The 20,142-nt window shown below is 50.0% G+C and carries 17 protein-coding genes; 14 read left to right on the top strand and 3 right to left on the bottom strand.

Translation table 11 applies throughout. The annotated features are described in order from the left end of the window. Positions 1-29: 29 nt before the first annotated feature. Genes TOI97_RS08710 through TOI97_RS08695 form a run of 4 tightly spaced genes read left to right on the top strand, consistent with a single transcriptional unit; the run spans position 30 to position 6,485 of the window. Positions 30-3,710, top strand: coding sequence for an ATP-binding protein (locus TOI97_RS08710; RefSeq protein WP_321553733.1), 3,681 nt, complete (start codon positions 30-32; stop codon positions 3,708-3,710). Next, on the top strand, positions 3,707-4,339 hold the full coding sequence (locus tag TOI97_RS08705) for a condensin complex protein MksE (protein WP_321553732.1): 633 nt from the start codon (positions 3,707-3,709) through the stop codon (positions 4,337-4,339). Before TOI97_RS08710 ends, TOI97_RS08705 begins: the two co-directional genes overlap by 4 nt. Then, positions 4,336-5,583, top strand: a complete 1,248-nt coding sequence (locus TOI97_RS08700; protein WP_321553731.1) for a hypothetical protein — start codon at positions 4,336-4,338, stop codon at positions 5,581-5,583. The genes TOI97_RS08705 and TOI97_RS08700 overlap by 4 nt, the downstream gene beginning before the upstream one ends. Then, positions 5,580-6,485, top strand: a complete 906-nt coding sequence (locus TOI97_RS08695; RefSeq protein ID WP_321553730.1) for a DUF7281 domain-containing protein — start codon at positions 5,580-5,582, stop codon at positions 6,483-6,485. The genes TOI97_RS08700 and TOI97_RS08695 overlap by 4 nt, the downstream gene beginning before the upstream one ends. Before the next feature lie 239 nt (positions 6,486-6,724). Here TOI97_RS08695 and TOI97_RS08690 read toward each other — a convergent pair whose 3' ends face one another. Continuing rightward, entirely contained in the window at positions 6,725-7,147 is a 423-nt protein-coding gene (locus TOI97_RS08690; RefSeq protein WP_321553729.1) for a polyribonucleotide nucleotidyltransferase, read from the bottom strand. 231 nt (positions 7,148-7,378) lie between these two features. After that, positions 7,379-7,858 carry a LabA-like NYN domain-containing protein gene (locus TOI97_RS08685; RefSeq protein ID WP_321553728.1) on the bottom strand — a complete coding sequence of 160 codons (480 nt, stop codon included), beginning with the start codon at positions 7,856-7,858 and terminating at the stop codon, positions 7,379-7,381. Positions 7,859-8,067: 209 nt separating this feature from the next. Between TOI97_RS08685 and TOI97_RS08680 the strand changes: the two genes are divergently transcribed. From TOI97_RS08680 to TOI97_RS08670, 3 genes are all read left to right on the top strand, one after another. Next, positions 8,068-8,469 (top strand): DUF3597 domain-containing protein, encoded by a 402-nt coding sequence (locus TOI97_RS08680; protein WP_321553727.1) that lies wholly within the window; start codon positions 8,068-8,070, stop codon positions 8,467-8,469. A gap of 36 nt (positions 8,470-8,505) precedes the next feature. After that, positions 8,506-9,090, top strand: coding sequence for a DUF937 domain-containing protein (locus TOI97_RS08675; protein WP_321553726.1), 585 nt, complete (start codon positions 8,506-8,508; stop codon positions 9,088-9,090). 142 nt (positions 9,091-9,232) lie between these two features. Next, a complete protein-coding gene (locus TOI97_RS08670) occupies positions 9,233-9,817 on the top strand; it encodes a Maf family protein (protein ID WP_321553725.1) in 585 nt (194 codons plus the stop codon). 296 nt (positions 9,818-10,113) lie between these two features. Here TOI97_RS08670 and rne read toward each other — a convergent pair whose 3' ends face one another. After that, positions 10,114-13,569, bottom strand: coding sequence for a ribonuclease E (rne, locus tag TOI97_RS08665; RefSeq protein WP_321553724.1), 3,456 nt, complete (start codon positions 13,567-13,569; stop codon positions 10,114-10,116). 834 nt (positions 13,570-14,403) lie between these two features. Here rne and rluC point away from each other — a divergent pair. The 7 genes from rluC (at position 14,404) to tviB (ending at position 20,042) form a co-directional block, all read left to right on the top strand. Further along, positions 14,404-15,363 carry a 23S rRNA pseudouridine(955/2504/2580) synthase RluC gene (gene rluC, locus TOI97_RS08660; RefSeq protein ID WP_321553723.1) on the top strand — a complete coding sequence of 320 codons (960 nt, stop codon included), beginning with the start codon at positions 14,404-14,406 and terminating at the stop codon, positions 15,361-15,363. Positions 15,364-15,543: 180 nt separating this feature from the next. Further along, complete coding sequence (locus TOI97_RS08655; RefSeq protein WP_321553722.1) at positions 15,544-16,230, top strand: HAD-IA family hydrolase; 687 nt, start codon at positions 15,544-15,546, stop codon at positions 16,228-16,230. A 71-nt stretch (positions 16,231-16,301) separates the two neighbouring features. Then, positions 16,302-17,273 carry a S49 family peptidase gene (locus TOI97_RS08650; protein WP_321553791.1) on the top strand — a complete coding sequence of 324 codons (972 nt, stop codon included), beginning with the start codon at positions 16,302-16,304 and terminating at the stop codon, positions 17,271-17,273. Positions 17,274-17,553: 280 nt separating this feature from the next. Then, positions 17,554-17,931 (top strand): Wzz/FepE/Etk N-terminal domain-containing protein, encoded by a 378-nt coding sequence (locus tag TOI97_RS08645; protein ID WP_321553721.1) that lies wholly within the window; start codon positions 17,554-17,556, stop codon positions 17,929-17,931. 14 nt (positions 17,932-17,945) lie between these two features. After that, complete coding sequence (locus TOI97_RS08640; RefSeq protein ID WP_321553720.1) at positions 17,946-18,140, top strand: GNVR domain-containing protein; 195 nt, start codon at positions 17,946-17,948, stop codon at positions 18,138-18,140. Positions 18,141-18,203: 63 nt separating this feature from the next. Next, positions 18,204-18,710 carry a transcription/translation regulatory transformer protein RfaH gene (rfaH, locus tag TOI97_RS08635; protein ID WP_321553719.1) on the top strand — a complete coding sequence of 169 codons (507 nt, stop codon included), beginning with the start codon at positions 18,204-18,206 and terminating at the stop codon, positions 18,708-18,710. Positions 18,711-18,971: 261 nt separating this feature from the next. After that, positions 18,972-20,042: a Vi polysaccharide biosynthesis UDP-N-acetylglucosamine C-6 dehydrogenase TviB gene (tviB, locus tag TOI97_RS08630; protein WP_321553718.1), complete on the top strand. Its 1,071-nt coding sequence runs from the start codon at positions 18,972-18,974 to the stop codon at positions 20,040-20,042. Positions 20,043-20,142: the final 100 nt, after the last annotated feature.

The following is a 20,142-nucleotide window of genomic DNA, read 5'->3' as shown; positions in this document are numbered from 1 at the left end:
CGCCTTAGCACGGAGCCTACACCTGCATTATGTCCCACTTACTCCGCATCATTATGATCAATGGCCACCTTGGAGGCGTTGTTGAGCTTGACCTCACGGGCCACACCAACATTTGTGGAAGCAATGCGTCAGGCAAGACCACCCTGCAGCGCCTTATTCCCGTTTTTTATGGCGAGCGGCCCAATAATGTTGTGCCAAAAACACGGAAAAAGTTTGATCAGTACTACTTACCGCATAGCGATTCATATTTGATTTATGAGTACCGCAGAGAGGCCGGTCAACTCTGTCATGTGGTCATAACTCGGAAGAAAGATGAAGGTGTCAGTTACCGTTTTGTAAACAGTGCGTATCAGCCCGAGTTGTATTTGCGCCACAATGCTACCGGTCAATTGGAAACTCTGAGTTATGCCGAGTTGACCAGTCATTTGCGTCAGCACAAGATCGAGCATTCGAGCTTGATTGATACCATCAGTGATTATCGTAGCGTCATTCAAAATGACTTTCGTTTGCTGGCCAGCAGTTCGCGCGCGGAGTCTACCCGTCTGCGCCAAATCGCTTTGCGCTATAGTTTGGCAGAAAACCCCCACCGCCTGCGTCACATTGAAAAACTGGTGTCAGCGGTGCATGCCAAAGAAGGCAAAATGGACACCTTAAAAACCATGCTGGCTGCCATCTTTGAAGATGAAGGGGTGGCCCTGCCCAGCACCAAAATCAAAAGCACCCAAGTGCGAGAATGGGTGCAACAGGTGCGTCAGTCGCGCCGTTTGAGTACTTTGCAAGCAGACATGGCAGGCTTGAGTCAGCAGGTGGATCAGCTGAATGCGACGGAGCAAGCACTCTGGCAACTGCAACCCTTACTGCTCAATGATGCCAGCCAGTTAGAACGCAAGTGCGCTGATCAAGAGGCTGACATTAAGGTTGCACAGCGTGCGCAAAAAGAGAAAGAGGTGCAATATCAAGCTGCGCGTGATGAACTGAACGATAAGCTCAGCAAAGTCGGCAGTGAGTTGAAGCAGGTTGAGGCAGATTTAGACAGTATTGAGCAACGCAACAGCGATTTTGAGCAGCGTGACATGGCCAGTTTGGAGCAGGCAGTTAATCAATTGCCGAGCTGGCGAGCGCAGCGTGATGAGCTGGATACCCACTTGCACATGTTGCGTGATATGGAAGGGAATTCAAGGCAGCGCTTTGAGTCACGCAAATATGAACTGTCAGAGCAGCTTAATGAGTTTGTTGAACAGGTCAGCCAAAAACAGCAAAAAGTGCGTGACGAGGAGCAAGCCGTACGGCAGCAACAAGAACAGCAAAAAAATCAACTTGAGCAGTCGCATCAGCAGCAACGGCAGGCTTTACAGGCTGAGTTTCAAACGCAACAGAATCTGCTCTATCAGCAACAAGCCGAGGTTAAAGCGCGTTTAAGCGTGTCTTTTTTAACCCCTGAAGAACAGCAAGAGCTGGATGCTGAGCAAGCCCGAATCGAAGAGATCCAGTTGCAACTGGCCAATCAAAATGATCAGGTTGAGCGCTTACGCGATGAGTGTGAGCAGAGCAAGCGGCAGCGTGACGCCCATTTAGATGAAATTAAAATACAACGCCAATCTTTGCGTCAGGCGGAGCAGCAGTATTTGCAGTTGAAATTGCAGCAAGCGCCGAAAGAAGGCAGCTTGCGTCAGTTTTTACAGCAGCAGATGCCCGGTTGGCAACATAGCGTGGGTAAGTTGATTCGAGAAGACTTACTGGAGCGCACAGATTTAGCCCCCCGCATCAATAGCACTGAGGCAGACCCTGCCCAGCAACTGTTTAATATGTGCTTAGACTTGGCCGCCATTGAGCTGCCGGACTATGCCCAAGATGAACAGGCACTGCTGGACGCCATTGCCAAAGCTTTGGATCAGCTGCATGACGTAGAAGACAACTTGCAGGCGCTAGAAGATGTCCAGAAAACCTATAACGCACAGTGTGATCAGCAGCAAGATGCGCTGCACAAAGCCCAGCAAGCCCGTGATCGTTATCGCGCTGATTTAGGTTTTGCGCAAGATTCTCGGCAACGCTTATTAGAGCGTCAGCAGCAGTTGCAACACGCACGGAAAAAAAGTTTACAAGAGCAGCAGGCTCAGTTGGCTCAACAGTTGGACGCGGTTCAAGCACAGCAGCAAAGTGCGCTAAAAGAGCGTGACAGTGCTTTTCGAAATATGCTGTTGGAATACCAAGCAGATTGGCAACATGCCGTGCAAATATTGCACGAAAAAATAGAGCAGTTCAGTGCCAGTATTACCGCTAAGCGCCGTGAAGTTGAGCAGCAGGTGCATGAGTTGCAAGTGGCGCTGGAGCACGAGCTGCGTGAGCAAGGAATTGATCCGGAACAACTGAAAGAGATCGAGCAACGCTTAAAAACCATGCGTCAGCAGGTCAGTCAAACTGAAGCACGTCGTGATGAGCTCGAAGACTACCGCCATTTTATCCGCGTTGATTGGCAGATCCGTAAGCCACAGTTGTTGGCGCAGGAGCATGAGCTGAAGCAACAGCAGTTGAGTTTGAGTGATGCGCTAAAAGCGCTGGAACACGGCTTCCTTGAACATAAGAAAACAGCGCTGCGTGCTCTACAAGCACAAGAAGAACAGCTGCAAGGGCAGCGCGCACTGCTGGAGCAGGTCGTGCCTCTATTAAAACAGTTGGAGCAGTTCCCAGCGCCTACTGAGGCTCTTGCGGCACAAACGCAGCAGCCGACAGGTAATACTGCTGAACGCATTGAGCGTACCCGCCAGGCTTTGCAAGATAAGCATCAGTTGGACAGTCGTTTAAAAAACAGTTTGCACTTGTTTGAGCGTGAGTTGCTCAAAGATGCCAGTGTACACTTTGCCGACATTTGGAGCACTCAACAGCGCGATTTGGGGGTTAATCCCAGTGCACAGGCTTTGCTCAAAGCGTATCAGGACATGCTGCATATTCTGCAAAATCAGCAGCAAAACCTGCTGTCGACGGGGCGTAACTTTGGTAAAGATTTGCAAGATTTCTTTACCGTCTTCAGTGATTTAAACAGCCGTATCAGTGCGCAAAGTCGTCGTTTAAGTGAAGAGGTCAGTGATGAGTTTGTTTTGGAAGGCATCACCCGTTCTGAAGTGAAAATTCAGTCCACCATTGATGAGTTGGGATTCTGGAAGCCGCTGAAACGCTTTGCCAAACTCTATGCACAATGGCAGCAAGACTTTGAACGTTTACCCAATGATGCATACCTAGAAGCATTAAGCGATGTAGCTGATTTGTTACGCAGTGATCAAGAGTTCACCTTTGAGAGCCTATTACGCCTTGAGCTGCTGCTTAATGAAGGTGGCACTGACTTAGTGATCCGTAATGATCGTCAGTTGCTGGAGTCATCCAGTCACGGTATGGCTTATTTAATTTTATGCAAATATTTATTGGCCTTTACTCGCCTGCTGCGGGGGCAAGCGCAGGTCAGCATTCATTGGCCCATTGATGAAATAGGCACCTTGGCGTATCACAACGTTGAGAAACTGTTTAAAGCCTGTGAGAACAATCAGATTTATATTGTCGGTGCGTTCCCGAATCCTGAGTCTGATGTGTTGACGTTATTTCAACACCGTTACTTGATTGAGCGCGAAGCGGGGCAAAGCAAGCTTAAGCGCATTGAACCCAAGCTCAGCCGATTGGCGCAACGCCTGCAGCAACGCCGTGAGGAGGCCGCACAATGATGATGCAATACAGCAAATTACTGGAACAGCTGTTGGCCGGTGAATTTATTTGTGAAGTGAGTGATAGCCAAGGATTTCGTCACCTGCAAGATGAAGCAAAGCGGGAGGCCATTGATCAGTATTTGCGCCCCTTAAATCGCCGTTTAGCCTGTAATCCGGAAGGCAGTGTGTGGTTTTTGGCTTGGCGAGAGCTGACCCAAGCATTGCGTGATCAGTTGTCACAGCAGTTTAAAGAGACCCTCGACAGCTTAATCCCAATGTTGAAACTGTTGCAGTTGACGCAAGAAACCATGGGGCATGAAAATGTGCTCACCGCCAATGACATTCTAAATCGTCACGAAATGGCGGCCCGCATTGAAAACAACCCCAGTTTGCGTGATCAGCTGCAAGCCTTGGTGCAAACCCGTTTTTTTCAGTCGCAAAGTGAGGATGTGGCTGGCCAACTCAAGCAAGTTTTTGATCGTTTGCGCAGCCATGGCTACCTGCATCAACCGCATAAAGATCGGCACCACTATATTGTCACCGGTAAGATCGATTACTTGATTGATTTGACCCGTTTTATTCGTGAAGAAGAAAACATCGCCATCGAAGAAGAGTCAGTGCCCAGCCAAGAGGATTTGCTGGCATGAGTACTCTGGATTACAGCAGTGAGGCGATCAAGCTTGGCGTTGAGCGGCTCAGACTGCTGGGTAAATACAGCGATGTGTTGATGCACAACTACTATGGCAGCCCGATTGATGAGTTGCAGGTGGGCACACGGGTTATCAATCAACTGCAGGCCGCGAATATTCTTTGGCGGCCCAGTGAGACCTCAGGCTTAAAGCTGACGGATCCTGTACGCGAAATGATTGTGCACCTCATTGCTGATGAGCAGCGGCGTAAAGTGAATGCCGATGTTGGTGATTTCTTAATCAATATTCGCGTGCTGGTAGGTAAAGTTAACGAAGAAGAAAGCAAAGGCCATTATCAGCGCAGTGCTTATTTTCAGAGCAAGCTCAGTCAAGAAGTGGATGATTTAAACAGTCGTATCGCCACAGGTATTGATAGCCTGTGGAACCGTTTAAATACCGACTTTGCCTTTGTTAGCAGTGTGCAAGAAAAGATTTATGAGAATGAAAAAGCACACACTGAGGTGGTGCGTTGGCTGCAAGGCTTAGAGCTGATTGATTTCAACGAGCTGATTCACTTTGCCGGTAGCAATGCCGGGTTGCGCCAATTGTTGGTGCGCCAATTGCAGAGTCAAGTCAGTGTGCATTTCAGCAGCTTGCGCGAGGTACAAAAGCGTTTAAGTGAGTTGATGGCGCGTTTTCGTCAACAGCAAGCGCGCAATGTATTGGTGCGCGGTATGCTGGAATTTTTTGAGCAGAAGCCTAACTTTCAGCCGTCAGATTATGCCCAGCGCAGCCAAGTGGTGGATTTGGTGAACCAGGCCAGTGCTGTGCTACCCAGTGCAGCCATTGCTTTGGATCGACATCAAGACAAGTACGCTATGCAACAGCTGCTCACTCAGCTACCGGCACGCAGTCGGCCTGCGGAACATCAGCCGAGCGCAGCTCCGCCAGTGGAGTGGCAAGATGATGCCACTGTTTTGGCACGACGCCGTGAACTGCATGAAGATGTGGTGTCATTCTATTTGCAGGTGCTGGATCAACAGAGCAATCACAGTGCTTTAGCGTATTTAGTGGAAACACAGCTGAAGTGGGATCCGGAAATGTGGTTGTATCAGGTCATTGCTGAATACCAAGGGTTATCGAGCTTAGAAAAAAGTGCATTTCGTTTGAAATATGACACCGAAGAGGCAGGTCCTTTTAATCAATTGCAGATCATCACCGATGTAGAGCTGCAGTTGCTCAGTGATGGAGTCTTACTATGAGTTTCGATTTATCCGATCGTGCACGTTCTGTGTTGTGTAATGTGAAGCAGGCATTACGGCAAACACGGGAGGTTCAACGGGCCAGCCAGAGTCCAGCCATGCAGGATTTATTGGCTTGGTGTGAGCAACAGGGTTTAGACACTAACGGTTGGTTTGCTGATCACAGGGTGTTGTTTCAGCGCAATGTCATCCGCACCATTGAGCAAGTATTGGCTGAATCGCACCTGTTGAGTTTGGAGCAATGGCAGGCTCAACCAAGTCGCCGTGAGCAAGCCGATATGAGTCATGTGGAAAACAAAAGCCTCGGGCTGGCGCCCATGGAGCGGCGCGTACTGATGGCGCAGGCCAATTGCGGTCATTACTTTCCAGAGTGGGTCACTGTAGCGCCCAGTCAATGGGTGATGGACTTGGATTGGCAAACCCTGAACCTACAAGCTTATGAATGGGTGGTGATGGTAGAGAATCGGGATGCTTTTTATGAGTATTTCGCTTTACACCCACGGCGTTATCAATTGCCTGAGGATGCATTCAATGCTTTGGTGATTTATCGCGGTAATGGATTGGAGGCTAAAGGTTGTAAAGGCTTGCGCGAAGCTTGTGTCGCAGCAGGTAAAAAGTTGGTTTATTTTGGTGATTATGACCATGCTGGACTGAGTTTTGCTTTGCACGGCAGCTACAGTCACATCATGTTACCTACGGTGGAATACCTGTATCAGCGTGCCAATGATGCAATGCAAGGGGCACAACAAATCGAATACTTAGCAGCGCTTAAAGGCTTTGCAGAGCAATTGGCGGACGCCGACCCCCTCAAGGCATTGCTGCTACATAACACTGAACGGCAAAAAGGTTTAACTCAACAAGCTTTTCAAGGTCCTTTACAACTGCTGCCGATCAACCGTTAAGGATTGGCGCAGTGGTGATTTCGATTGTTGGGTTGCTATTGCTGGGCGGTAGGGTTTGCGTGCCGTTGTGTTGGCGGACTTTGAACGGCCAAGCGACACAGAGTCATCTGCAGCATTACGGGTTGTGTAGAGCAAGCCTCGTATTGATTGATGTATCGCCCAACAAGGGGCGATACAGGGGCTGGCCGGATTTAACAATGATCGAGCAGAATTTCCCTCCTTCTAAAGTGGTAGCTAGTTCATGTAGTGGGAAGGATATTGAGCTGGCTTAACAATTGTGCCGAGCCTTCGTGTTTCTGCAGGTTGGGGTGATCGAAAGGCAGCTTGTGCCCGGTTTGTTGCTGAATAATCTGTTGTAATTGCACGGTATCAATTCGACCATCCGCATTGATTGCCGGCTCTAACGCTTCTGGAGCAATTGAATAACGGCCCGATGGTAGATAAATCGCACCCGTAGCAAAGTCGATGGCAAAGGCTACCAAACCAGGGACAACCCAGAACAGCAAGCCGATACCATTCATAATGACGACGGTTGGGTCGATGGGGCCTTTCGTTTGGCCGCGGCGATCAGGATAAATGACAGTACCGCATGCCGTCAGCTCAAAAACAAGCAGCGCACTTAAAGCTGTGACTACAATTGGTTTTATAATTGATTTACGCATGGATATCCTCTTTTGTGCTCAGCAGAATGTAAGAGCAAGTTATTGCCTAGGGGCGCTCATGTGTGGGTGACGCACCGCTATCCTCATGTGCAATGCCAACCTTGGCGCATGGGGTTTCCAGGTATGTGCGCACCGCCTGAGTTTCGGTCGATGTGTTTTCGGGCTTGGTCTACTCACACCTGTGTTACTGGTGCCTATAGGGGGCAGTCCTCGAACGTGGTTGGTATGGTCTTATTTTTGCAGTAGCAGCTGACCCTCAATAGGAATGAACTTAGTGGCGGCTCGGATCAAAGCAAAGGCCGTGAAGTCGGGCACGCCGAAGACTTCCACCTCAAGATGATGCAATGCTTGCAAACGCTCTACTAAAATAGCAAAGTCGCCATCACCGGAGGCCAGCACTAGGGTATCAGCAAGCGGGGCTAATTCCATGGCATCCACTGTAATCCCTACATCCCAATCACCTTTACGACTGCCATCACTGCGCTGTACATAAGGTTTGAGTTTGACCTCAAAACCAATGGCGCGCAGGATGTTTTGAAATTGCTGCTGTTTAGCATCGCCGCGATCCGTTGCATAGGCAATGGCTTTTACCACTTTGCGTCCATCCGTGGCGTGTCGCCAAAATGCATTGTAGTCAAAGCCCGTGGCATAGCTTTGGCGCACCGTATGGTAAATGTTTTGCACATCCACAAGAATCACAACAGATTGCATATTTGCCCCATTTATTCAGTGAGAGAGCTGCTCAATAGCATCTAGAGTTGGTTTGAGTATCTCGATTAAAAGATGACCTCTCTAGTGATTTATTCCATAATTCGTTCGGTATAAATCGATAGATATAAGCAGAACCTGTTGATTGTATGTTACAAACAGGTGTATCAAACAGAATTGACAATGATGTCATAAACACTGAGGAGAAATACATGGGACTTTTCAATAGCATCCTGTCTAAATTGGGCATTGGTAAAGCAGAAGCAGCGGAAGCTGAAGTCGAAGCACCCGCTGCTGCGACGCCAGAGGCCAGTGCACCTGCGGCCGAGCAGCCGAGTGTCGCTGCAGTCAGTGTCGTGGATGTGGTGGCGCAACTGGAAACGCGTGCTGCAGCCAACCCACAAAAGTTAAACTGGCGTGTGTCCATTGTTGACCTACTGAAGTTGTTGGAGTTGGATAGCAGCTTTAGCGCACGTAAAGAGTTGGCCACAGAGTTAAACTGCCCAGCCGAACTGATGGCTGATTCAGCACAGATGAATATGTGGTTGCACAAAACTGTATTGGCAAAAATTGCTGAAAACGGTGGCAATATTCCAGATGATCTATTGAACTAAATTTAACTTACAGTAAACCAATGAGGTTATTTCTCTATGCAAACCACTGAAATACTCAAACAAATGGGCGGTGTGTCATCGCTTGCACAACAGCTGGGCTTGACTGAAGATCAAGCACAGCAAGGAGCTGAGGCTTTATTGCCTGCGTTGTTAGGTGGCTTTCAAAAGCAGATGCAAGCACAGCCTCAGGCGTCTGGGGGTATCAGTGGTTTGCTGGGGAGTTTAGGTGGCAGTGATTTTTTAAGCCAAGCCTTAGGGCACCTTGCTGGCAGTGATGGCAGAGCCTCAGGTCAGGATATTTTAGGGCAGGTGTTTGGCTCTAAAGAGGTGAGCCGCACTGTTGCAGACAATGCAGCACAGAAAACAGGCCTAAGTGCACATCAGCTTAAGCAAATGCTGCCTTTGTTAGCGGCCATGGTGGCCAGTTTTATCAGTAAGCAAAGTGCCAGTGCTGAGACAGCAGAAGGTGGTTTGGGTGGTTTGCTAGGCGGCTTATTAGGCGGTCAGAGCCCAACTGCGGCCGGCGCTCAGAAATCGGGCTTGTCAGGTTTGATCTCGATGCTGGATGTGAACGGCGACGGGAACCCACTGGACGATATTCTGCGAATGATGAAGAAATAAGGCGTCATAATGCTCTTCGTAGGGATTGAATCACTTGCTTCTAGCGTTGCATCAGGTAACGATGCGTAGCGCATGTCTGGGTTTGTTTGATGTGCTATAACACTTATAAATAATGTTTTTTTCACAAAGGTTTGAAAAACGTATGACGTTGTATTTAGCTTCTACATCGCCTCGGCGGCGCGAACTGCTTGCACAGGCCGGCATTGATTTTACAGTGCTGGATATTGCGATCGATGAGCAGCAGCGTCCCAATGAATTGCCTACGGCTTATGTTGAGCGTTTAGCTAAAGAAAAAGCAGAGGCAGGATTTTCTGCAGTAGAAGCCGAGGAGGGTGCAGTGGTTTTGGCTGCTGACACCATTGTTGTTTTAGAAGACGATATTTTGGGTAAACCGAGCAGTGAAGATGCAGCGAAAGGCATGCTGCGTGCTTTATCCGGTCGCTCCCATGTCGTCATGACTGCTTTTGCCATTAAAACCGCAGAAGAAATTCGTGTGCAACGGGTCAATACCACAGTGTTCTTTAGAAACATTAGCAGCAAAGAGATTGATTGGTATTGGCAGACTGGAGAGCAGTCAGATAAAGCGGGAGGGTATGGTATTCAAGGTAAAGGCGGTGTTTTTGTCAGTGCGATTTCAGGCAGCTACACCACCGTGGTTGGCTTGCCGCTGTCTGAAGTGGTCGTGGCTTTACAAAACTTTGATATTTACCCAACGCGCAGTCAGTAACCTCTTTTAAAGTTCGAGCGCCGGAAGGTGCTTAAGCCGCAGCGATGGATGGCCATCTCTGCGGTTTTTTTATGGTTGTTGATTAGCCAACGTTGATTTTAAAGGCTGTGTTGAACTGTGCGAAATGGCCAAGTATGGAGAGGGGAATGGGGTGGCCGAGCGGTGAAGGTGTCAATTTTAGGGGGGAGGATTGGCAGGTCGGCGGTTGTTGTTCCGGCATACTCGGCTTGCGAATGGTGAATAGGCATAAAAAAAGGATGCCGGTGGGGCATCCTTTTTTATAGCGCAGATTCAGACTAGGCGTTTGGCTTAGGCTCGTTCTGCTCGGCAGCAGGGGCTTTATCTGGTTTTGCAGAGGGCTCCTGTGGTGCTGCTGTTACTTGCGCTTCAGCTGTTGGAGCAGCCTCAGGCGTATTTTGTGGTGCAGCTTCGTGAGTCGTAGTGGCAGGTTGTGCTGCTTCTACGGTTGGAGCGGCTGCGGGCGCTGCTGGCTGCTTCGTTGCTTCAGGCTGAGTCGGTTGTGACTCTGCTTGTGCTTGAGGTGTTGCTGCAGCTTTTGCTTCAGCGGCTTTTTTAGCTGCTTCGGCTTCACGCGCTAAACGACGACGCTCACGCGGATCATTTGGCGCACGGCCCACTAAACGTGGTGGTTTTGTGGTTGCTGGCGCTGCTGCTTTGGCTTTAGGCTGAGCCGCAGGCGCTGGCTTGGCTGCTTCTGCTGCGTGTTGAGTGGCAGGTGCAGGCTGTTCTGCTTTAGCTGGCTTGGCCTTGACTGGCGCTGGTGCGGCTTCTTGAGCGGCAGGCGCTGCAAGTCGTTTCTGCGGAGCAGGACCAGACAGTGCTTTGTTTGCAGGCTTTTCTGCTTTCTCAGCCGGTTTAGGCTGAGCGGCAGGTTCAGCTGCTTGCTCTGCTGCTGGCGCAGGCGAGCTCGCTGATGCAGGTGCCTTAGCTAAGTCTGGCTCCGAGATTTGCAACAGTGATTGCGTAGGTTGCGCAGCGGCTGTTTGCACTTGGCTCGGGTCAACAGTGGCAACGGCGTTACGGCCGGCTGCAGCATCACTGGCGAGGTCAGTTGCTTTCGGCTCAGCGGCAGCTGCTGCGATGGCAACAGTTGCAGCTACTTGGGCAACGTCTTGAGCGGCTTCAGCCTGAGCTTTTGCTGCTGCGTCAGCTTTAGGTGCAGCGGCTTTTTCTGGCGTTGGCGCTGCCGTTGCTTTATCAGCAGTATTGCTTTCAGCGGTGTTGTGCTCAGTGGCTGTATCGTTGTTGTGAGCGGTATCTTGTTGCTGACGCTCACGACGGTTGCTGCGACGACGCTGACCGCGTGAACGGCGACGTGGACGTTCTTCCTCGGGACCGTTCTTCTCTTGCTTGTCGTGCGACTCTAGCGCCTTATTGTCTGGCGTTTCATCGACATCCACAGCTTTAGGTGCGCGCTCTTGGCGTTCTGGACGGGCTGGGCGCTGCTCATCGGCTTGCTGGTTGTCGCGCTGTTGTGGGCGTTGCTCGTTTTGCTCTTGCGCTTGTTGTACCTGAGCCTGAGCTTGGGCTTGAATCGCTGCACCGCGTGGTTGACGCTGTTCAGGTGTATCAAGCGCTGGGCGCAGTTCACGGGTTGGGCGCTGCTCAGAACGCTCATTGCGTTCGTTACGCTCTGGGCGCTCCTGACGTTCCTGACGTGCAGGGCGTTCGTCACGCTGCTGACGCTCTTCACGCTGTGGGCGTTCGTCGCGTTGCGGGCGCTCACGGCGGTTCTCGTTTTGCTCACGCTTGTTGTGCGTGTTATCACGCTTATGATCGCGCGGGTTGTTGTCACGTTGGTTGCTGTCACGCTCAGCGGCATTGTCACGACCGTTTTCACGTGGCTTGCGCTCTTCATCGCGGTCGCGGTCGCGATCGCGCGTGTTGCGGTTGTTGCGACGATTGTTTTGTGAACGCTCATTGTTGTTACGGCGCTCATTGTTGCGGTTGTTCTGGTTTGGACGCTCAGCAGGTTCCGCTTGAGCAGTATCTGCGTTGGCTTTTTCTTCATTGTTGCTGGCAAATAAACCAACGAGCGATTTTACCAAGCCTTTGAACTTGCTTGTGTGTGCTTTCTTCACTTCAGCTGGTGCTGCAGTAGGAGCGGCTTGTACCGGCGGTGGTGCTAAACGCTCAGCCGTGGTGGTTTTCACTGCGGCTTCTTCACGTACCAAAGAACGCGTAGCGCTCACCGGTTGAACTTCTTCGGTTTCTTCTGGCGCCATTTCATAGCTGGACTGACCGGATAACGCTTCTGGGCTGTCATCACGTAAACGAATCACTTCAAAGTGCGGTGTTTCGAGGTGCTCATCTGGCAGGATAAAGATACGTACGCGGGTGCGCAGCTCAATCTTTGTAATGGCGTTACGCTTTTCATTTAACAAGAATGCAGCCACCTGGAAAGGTACGCGAGCACGCACTTCAGCGGTGCGATCCTTCAGGGCTTCTTCTTCGATTAAGCGCAGAATGGCTAGAGATAAGGATTCAACGTCACGGATAATGCCTTGGCCGTTACAGCGTGGGCACACCACACCACTGCTTTCGCCGAGGGATGGGCGTAAACGCTGACGGGACATTTCCAACAAACCAAAGCGTGAGATACGACCCACTTGAACACGGGCACGGTCAGCACCTAAGCATTCGCGCATGCGGTCTTCAACGGCACGTTGGTTTTTGGCTGGTGTCATATCGATAAAGTCGATGACAATCAGGCCGCCGATATCACGCAAACGCAGTTGACGGGCGATTTCTTCAGCCGCTTCTAAGTTGGTTTGCAGGGCGGTCTCTTCAATGTCGCTACCGCGGGTGGCGCGCGCCGAGTTAATGTCGATGGAAACTAACGCTTCGGTGGGGTCGATGACCAGCGCACCGCCTGATGGTAGTTTAACTTCACGTTGGAAAGCGGTTTCGATCTGGCTTTCGATTTGGAAGCGGTTAAACAGTGGAACGCTGTCTTGATACAGCTTGATCTTGTCGGCGTACTGCGGCATCACCTGACGAATAAAGCTTAAGGCTTCTTCTTGAGCGTCGGTGCTGTCAATCAATACTTCGCCGATATCTTGACGTAAATAGTCGCGAATCGCGCGGATAATGACGTTACTTTCTTGGTAAATCAAAAACGGCGCGCTGCGCGTGTCGGCGGCGTCTTTGATTGCAGTCCAGAGTTGGACGAGGTAGTCCAAATCCCACTGCAGTTCTTGACTGCTACGACCTAAACCAGCAGTACGGACAATTAAGCCCATGTCGGCAGGGGAGTTGAGGGCATTGAGTGCTTCGCGTAATTCGTTGCGCTCTTCACCTTCGATGCGGCGTGAAATACCGCCGGCACGTGGGTTGTTGGGCATCAATACCATGTAGCGGCCAGCCAGACTGATGAAGGTGGTCAGGGCTGCGCCTTTGTTACCGCGCTCTTCTTTTTCAACTTGAACAATGACTTCCTGGCCTTCGGTGAGCACGTCTTTAATGTTGACGCGACCGCTGTTTTCACCAGTTTTTTTGAAGTATTCGCGGGAGATTTCTTTGAGGGGGAGGAAGCCGTGGCGCTCGGAGCCGAAGTCGACAAAGGCGGCTTCTAAGCTGGGTTCAACGCGGGTGATGCGGCCTTTGTAGATGTTGGATTTCTTTTGCTCGCGCGCACCCGACTCAATGTCGAGGTCAAAGAGCTTCTGTCCATCGACTAGCGCGACACGCAACTCTTCGGGTTGAGTTGCGTTGATTAGCATTCTTTTCATGGTTTACCAATATATTCCGTGTTCACGGAGCACATCATTGGCACACACGACATAAGGGTCGGTGTTGGGGTCGCGCAGTTAAATTTTAACCGTGTCTAGCGTACATAAGGTCATAAGCCTCAGTCGCGACAGCGTCTCCAGCGAGCCACACTTAAAACTACGGTGCAGCTGACTTGTATTAGGAGGAGGAATCAGTGATTGCCGCGGACGTGATGAAACGTCTGAATCAAAGCACATGGCTACGCAAGTCAATCTTACTGTGCATCTCCACCCTACACATGTCCCTGATCAATCGGGTGCCGCTCGATATGTTCGTGAGCGGGTTTATAAAAATACGATCGCATTGTGCGTTCGCGGATTATGTTTCAAGACAGCTTTGGCTAAATTCATAGTGTTTAGCGAGGTGGTCTGTGACCTGTACAAAAATTATTACCAGAATTAAGAATGACAATGTTTTGTTTTAGATTCTTTTAGCATTGGTTCTTGCTCTGACTCCCTATCTAAAGGCAGCGGTGCGAATATAGCAGCATGCGCTGTTTGCTTCAATCAGAATCTCGGTAGCAAAGCCACCGAGCGACACCTAGAAAAACCACAGGTCAACTGTAAAGGCGGGTATGTGGGGTGGCTGGGTGTTGTTGCGCTGGAATGCTCACCCCATAACGACTTGCCAGTAACCCTGTGTGCAGCGAGGGACTTACCGCTTGAAACGTGTCGGCAAATGACAACTCTACAGCTGCAGCTGATTGCGGTTTATGAATTTTGCTGAGTGTCGATGGTCGATTGTTGCTAACATACGCGCATTGAGTTGCCGAACTATTTTGGATATTTAGATTTATGACAAAACCAGACTCGCAAGCCTTGATGGGTGTGCAGCTGCTTGAAGTGTCAGCAGGGTTAGAAGGACAGCGGATTGATAACTTTCTATTGGCGCGCTTAAAAGGTGTGCCAAAGACCATGATTTACCGCATTTTGCGTAAAGGGGAAGTGCGGGTGAATAAAGGCCGCATTAAGCCTGATTATAAAATCAAAGCCGGTGATGTGGTGCGTGTGCCGCCGATACGTATGACCCAAGCAGATGAACCCGCGCCCATTGCTAAAGGTCTGTTGGAGCGTCTTGAAGCTGCCATTGTGTATGAAGATAAGGGCCTGATTGTGCTGAATAAGCCTGCAGGCATTGCCGTGCATGGGGGCAGCGGTTTGAATTATGGCGTGATTGAAGCCTTTCGCCAGATACGCCCACAGAACAAAGAAATGGAACTGGTTCACCGTTTAGATCGTGACACCTCCGGTTTACTGATGATCGCCAAGCGCCGCAGCATGTTGCGCTACCTGCATGAAGCGCTGCGCGGTGATGGTGTGGACAAAGGTTATATGGCACTGGTGCGCGGGCGCTGGCCGGCCACACGTAAACAGGTGGATGCGCCGTTGCAGAGAAGCAACCTGCGTTCTGGTGAGCGCTTAGTGGAAGTGAACCCAGAAGGTAAAGAGGCGCTGACCCTATTTAAAGTACTGCGCCGTTTTGGTGATTACGCCACCTTAGTAGAAGCCAGCCCCATTACCGGTCGCACTCACCAAATTCGCGTGCATGCCTTATATGCTGGCCATGCCATTGCGGGTGATAGCAAATACGGCGATGACATCTTCAGTAAAGAAATCCGCGAACTGGGCGGTAAGCGTTTATTTTTACATGCTAGTGATTTGAAAGTGACCCTGCCCGACGGCGAAGTATTGGCCGTGCATGCCGACCCGGATGAACAGTGGCAGGCTGTGGTGGCACAGCTTGAGCAAGCGTAGGCGAGTCATTGCGGTTGGCATTTAGCTGCATTGATGGTGTGTCGATTTGTGCTGGCCCCTAAAAGAGCAGCCTAAAAACTGTTGGTGTCTGAATTTGCGGGGCCGTTGCGCATCAGTTGCGCATCAATAGCAGTCTAATAGTGCGGCGTGCACATGTTGTTTATTTTTCAGGAGATTTGAGTGGATAAGCTGAGTGTATTGATCTTTGATTGGGATGGCACTTTGGTGGACTCGATTGGACGCATCATCGAAGCCATGCATATGGCCTCGGACAGCTGTGGTGTGCCGCGGTGCACCGATGACAACATCCGCGCCATTATTGGTTTGGCCATGCCGCAGGCTTATGATGTGTTGTACCCTGAGGCAGAAGCAGCTGAACTGAAACAACGCTTTATCCAAGCCTACAGCGATCACTACATTGAATTAGAAGCACAGCCCTCGAAGTTTTACCCCGGAGTGCTGGATGCGTTAGACAATTATCGCAGCGCCGGTTATCAGCTGGCTGTTGCCACCGGTAAAAGTCGCCGCGGGCTGCACCGCGTGTTGAGCGGGCATCAGATGGTTGATTATTTTGATATCACCCGCTGCGCTGATGAAACACGCAGCAAACCTGACCCACTGATGCTGCACGAAATCTTACAGCACTGCGCAGTGGCACCGCAGCAGGCCATTATGGTGGGCGATTCACCGTTTGATTTACGTATGGCCAGCAATGCGCAGATGCCCAGTGTGGCGGTCAGTTATGGGGCGCAACCTTTGAGTGTGTTACAGAAAGAACAGCCTGTTTTAGCCATTGACCACTTTACTGAGTTGACCGCTTGGTTAGCGCAACAACCCAACACCTTACTCGCAAGGGGCTCAGCATGACCGACAACAACGATGAACATCGCAAAGATCCTTGGACCGATGACAGTTATTTAGAAAAACCAGCGCCAAAGATGAAGGAAACCACCGTGCCGGATAATCAGATCGATCAAAAAACCTGGAAACTGTTAGAAAAAGCTGTACTGGCAAACGTCGATGAACAGCGCCGTAAACGCCGTTGGGGCATCTTCTTTAAAATTTTGGGCTTTGCTTACTTAATCAGCATGCTGTTTTTCTTTTCGCCGTTTGGCGGTAGCAAAGCAACCACCAGCACAGGTGCGCACACAGCATTGATCGAAGTGCGCGGCATGATCGCCGACCAAGAGCGGGCCAGTGCCGATAACATCGTCAGCGCCTTGCGTGCAGCCTTTAAAGATAAAAACACCAAAGGCATTGTATTGCGGATCAACAGCCCAGGCGGTAGCCCAGTACAGTCCGGCTACATTTATGATGAAATCCGTCGCTTGCGCAGCCTACACCCAGATACCAAAGTATATGCGGTGATCACGGACTTAGGCGCATCCGGTGCGTACTACATTGCCAGTGCCGCTGATGAAATCTATGCAGATAAATCCAGTTTAGTGGGTTCTATTGGCGTTACTGCAGCCGGTTTTGGTTTTGTGGGGGCCATGGACAAACTTGGCATTGATCGCCGCTTATATACCTCGGGCGAACATAAAGCCTTCCTTGACCCATTCCAACCACAAAATGCCGAAGAAACCGCTTTTTGGAAAACTGTTCTTAATACCACTCACCGCCAGTTCATTGATAGCGTGAAACAAGGCCGCGGTGATCGTTTAAAAGATAAAGAACACCCTGAACTGTTTTCTGGCCTGATTTGGTCGGGCGAACAAGCATTAGAGCTGGGCTTGGTGGATGCACTTGGCAATAGCAGCTATGTGGCACGTGAAATCATTGGTCATGAGCGCTTAGTGGATTTCACCTTAGAAGAGTCCCCCTTTGATCGCTTCGCTAAAAAGTTTGGTGCCAGCGTCGCCGAGCGCTTAGCAATTTGGGCTGGGTTTAATGGCCCCCAGTTGCGTTAAGAGCGCAACGCACTGGGAAGGGGAGCCGCTTTGCAAGCTTCCCGACTTTTAGCCTTTCACTTTCCAACTAGCTAGAAGGTGGAAGGCTAAGTTTAAGACCATGTTGCAGAGCAACCTCGCTGGAAAGAGTGATCTGTTACTCAATAACCACATAAATCCTAGTAATATAAAGGCCTTGCACTTAAGATAGGTCGGCTTTGGCACGCGTACGAGCCAAGGATTTGAAACAAGGGCTGCACAATCGACGCCCTGGTCGCATAAAAGCACTTAAGGAGCCAACGTGAGTCCGCATACCACACCTACACCCGCCTCGACAGTGAACGCAGATGAGATTGATCTGTTTGAATTGATCCAGTCTCTTTGGCAAGAAAAAGTGCTTGTTGTCATCATGACTGCGATTTTTACTGTACTTGCCTTGGCCTACGCATTATTGGCCACGCCTATTTATCAAACGCAAGCGACCCTAGTACCCCCGCCAGCTTATGCCATTCAAGGTTATAACGAAGGGCGTATGGAGGCGTTTCGCAATACAGGAGTAAAAGAGCTTACTGTAGGTAATGTGTACGGGGTTTTTAAAACACACCTTAACTCTTTACAGCTACGCAATAGGTTTTTTGATGAAGTGTATGTGCCCTCATTAAAGGGTATCGCGAGCTGAAGACGCATCTTGGGTTGTTAAAAGCCTATACGCTTGATGATACTCAGACGTCTGTGGTTGTGGTTGATGAAGCAGCTGAAGTGCCGACCGCCCCAATTAAACCCAAGAAAACTATGATTGTTGCGGTAGGTATTGTACTTGGCGGTATGTTGGGCATCTTCGTTGCCTTGGTGCGCATCGCAATTCGTGCGCGCAAAAAGGCCTTATAGTTTTTGCAGACCGCTTATTCATATTGATGGGCGACACGAGAAAATAAAATAGGATGAAAGGCAATGAACGCTTGGTATTTACTGCACTGCAAAGCGCGACAAGAACAGCGCGCGCAACAGAACATAGAAAACCAAGGCTATACAACGTGTTTGCCGCAAATCAAACGGCAGAAAATTGTTCAAGGCAAGCGTATCGAGCGCATTGAGCCTTTATTTCCAAACTATATTTTTATTCAGCTGGACAAAAGTACGGCGAACTTTAACGCGCTGCGTAGCACCCGTGGAGTGAATGGCTTTGTACGCTTTGGAGGCATACCGGCAACTGTCCCAGGGCAGGTGATGGATAGCATCTTGGCCCTAGAGCAGACCAGTGAAAAGCAAGACCAAGCCCAACCGCTGTTTAGGAGCGGTGACAAAGTACAGATCAGCGATGGCCCCTTTGCAGGGTTACAGGCCATTTACAATATGCCTAAAGGGGAAGAGCGCTGCCTGATATTTTTAGACATGCTTGGCCAGCAGCAAAGCATCGAAATAGAAGAAACAGCCCTGCGCAGTGAGGAATACTCTTAAAGACACTCGCCAGTGTGAGCATTGATACTGTGGGTGCGATTGTTAGCACTGCTCATCGCGATGCGATCACGCAGAATCGTAGCGAAGCAATCCATAGACAGCTACAGCATAGAAGCACAAAGCAACACCGCACATGCGGCACAACTCAAGAGCAACCGGCATGTTGGGAGCCATAACTCATGGGCGGTAGCGTGCTTGAATACACTAAAGGCTACTTGTAAGAGCGACTATGGTCGCGATAAGAAATAGACAGGACAATCCATGCTAACACCTTCAGCAATCAAACTCGCCGTTATCGGTTTAGGTTACGTTGGCCTACCACTAGCCGTAGAATTTGGTAAAAAGCGCTCCGTAGTAGGTTTCGACATCAACCAACCACGTATAGACGCACTTAAAGCCGGGCATGACACCACCCTGGAAGTAAGCGACGAAGAACTCGCCGAAGCAAAATACCTAAGCTACACCGCCAACCTAGAAGACTTAAAAGACTGCAACGTCTACATAGTTACCGTGCCAACGCCCATCAACGAACACAAACAGCCGGACCTAACACCGCTTATCAAAGCCTCTGAAACCATCGGTAAAGTGTTACAGAAAGGCGACATCGTTATTTATGAATCCACCGTTTACCCAGGTGCCACCGAAGACGACTGCGTCCCTGTCTTAGAACGGGTTTCAGGCTTAACATTTAACCAAGACTTCTACGCCGGTTACAGCCCCGAGCGGATTAACCCCGGTGATAAAGAACACCGCGTTACCAACATCAAAAAAGTAACCGCAGGCTCTACCCCAGAAATTGCCGACATAGTCGATGACCTATACAACGAAATCATCATCGTAGGCACACACAAAGCCAGCAGCATTAAAGTAGCCGAAGCCGCCAAGGTCATTGAAAACACCCAGCGTGACGTAAACATCGCTCTAGTTAACGAACTGGCCATTATCTTCAACAAACTGGGCATAGACACCGAAGCCGTATTACAAGCGGCAGGCACTAAGTGGAATTTCTTACCCTTCCGTCCGGGCTTAGTAGGTGGCCATTGTATAGGTGTAGACCCTTATTACCTAACCCACAAAGCACAAAGTATCGGTTACCAACCAGAAATCATCCTTTCTGGTCGTCGTCTTAACGATGGCATGGGGGAGTATGTGGTGAGTCAGCTAATCAAAGCCATGTTAAAAAGACGCATCCATGTGCAAGGTGCGAGGGTTTTGGTTATGGGCTTAACCTTTAAGGAAGATTGTCCTGATTTACGCAATACACGTGTTGTAGATATTGTGAAAGAGTTGAAAGAGTACGGTATCTGGAGTGAACCCCTAAAGTTGGACTAAACTTTCAACTGGAAGGGTTCACAATGAAAAGACCGAAACACACCAAAGCTTTTAAAATAAACGCGGTACGAAAATACCTTAAAGGGCATTTAAGTAGTGC

It is taken from the genome of Denitrificimonas halotolerans (assembly GCF_034259425.1).
Lineage (GTDB): Bacteria > Pseudomonadota > Gammaproteobacteria > Pseudomonadales > Pseudomonadaceae > Denitrificimonas > Denitrificimonas halotolerans.
This window is presented reverse-complemented; position numbering and strand designations above follow the sequence as displayed.

Excerpts from the sequence above, each read along its gene's own strand:
- TOI97_RS08705 (WP_321553732.1), top strand. The coding sequence starts at position 3,707 with ATGATGATGCAATACAGCAAATTACTGGAACAGCTGTTGGCCGGTGAA.
- rluC (WP_321553723.1), top strand. The coding sequence starts at position 14,404 with ATGACAAAACCAGACTCGCAAGCCTTGATGGGTGTGCAGCTGCTTGAA.
- tviB (WP_321553718.1), top strand. The coding sequence starts at position 18,972 with ATGCTAACACCTTCAGCAATCAAACTCGCCGTTATCGGTTTAGGTTAC.
- TOI97_RS08650 (WP_321553791.1), top strand. The coding sequence starts at position 16,302 with ATGAAGGAAACCACCGTGCCGGATAATCAGATCGATCAAAAAACCTGG.
- TOI97_RS08690 (WP_321553729.1), bottom strand. The coding sequence starts at position 7,147 with ATGCGTAAATCAATTATAAAACCAATTGTAGTCACAGCTTTAAGTGCG.
- rfaH (WP_321553719.1), top strand. The coding sequence starts at position 18,204 with ATGAACGCTTGGTATTTACTGCACTGCAAAGCGCGACAAGAACAGCGC.
- TOI97_RS08695 (WP_321553730.1), top strand. The coding sequence starts at position 5,580 with ATGAGTTTCGATTTATCCGATCGTGCACGTTCTGTGTTGTGTAATGTG.
- TOI97_RS08700 (WP_321553731.1), top strand. The coding sequence starts at position 4,336 with ATGAGTACTCTGGATTACAGCAGTGAGGCGATCAAGCTTGGCGTTGAG.
- TOI97_RS08670 (WP_321553725.1), top strand. The coding sequence starts at position 9,233 with ATGACGTTGTATTTAGCTTCTACATCGCCTCGGCGGCGCGAACTGCTT.
- TOI97_RS08685 (WP_321553728.1), bottom strand. The coding sequence starts at position 7,858 with ATGCAATCTGTTGTGATTCTTGTGGATGTGCAAAACATTTACCATACG.
- TOI97_RS08680 (WP_321553727.1), top strand. The coding sequence starts at position 8,068 with ATGGGACTTTTCAATAGCATCCTGTCTAAATTGGGCATTGGTAAAGCA.
- rne (WP_321553724.1), bottom strand. The coding sequence starts at position 13,569 with ATGAAAAGAATGCTAATCAACGCAACTCAACCCGAAGAGTTGCGTGTC.
- TOI97_RS08675 (WP_321553726.1), top strand. The coding sequence starts at position 8,506 with ATGCAAACCACTGAAATACTCAAACAAATGGGCGGTGTGTCATCGCTT.
- TOI97_RS08710 (WP_321553733.1), top strand. The coding sequence starts at position 30 with ATGTCCCACTTACTCCGCATCATTATGATCAATGGCCACCTTGGAGGC.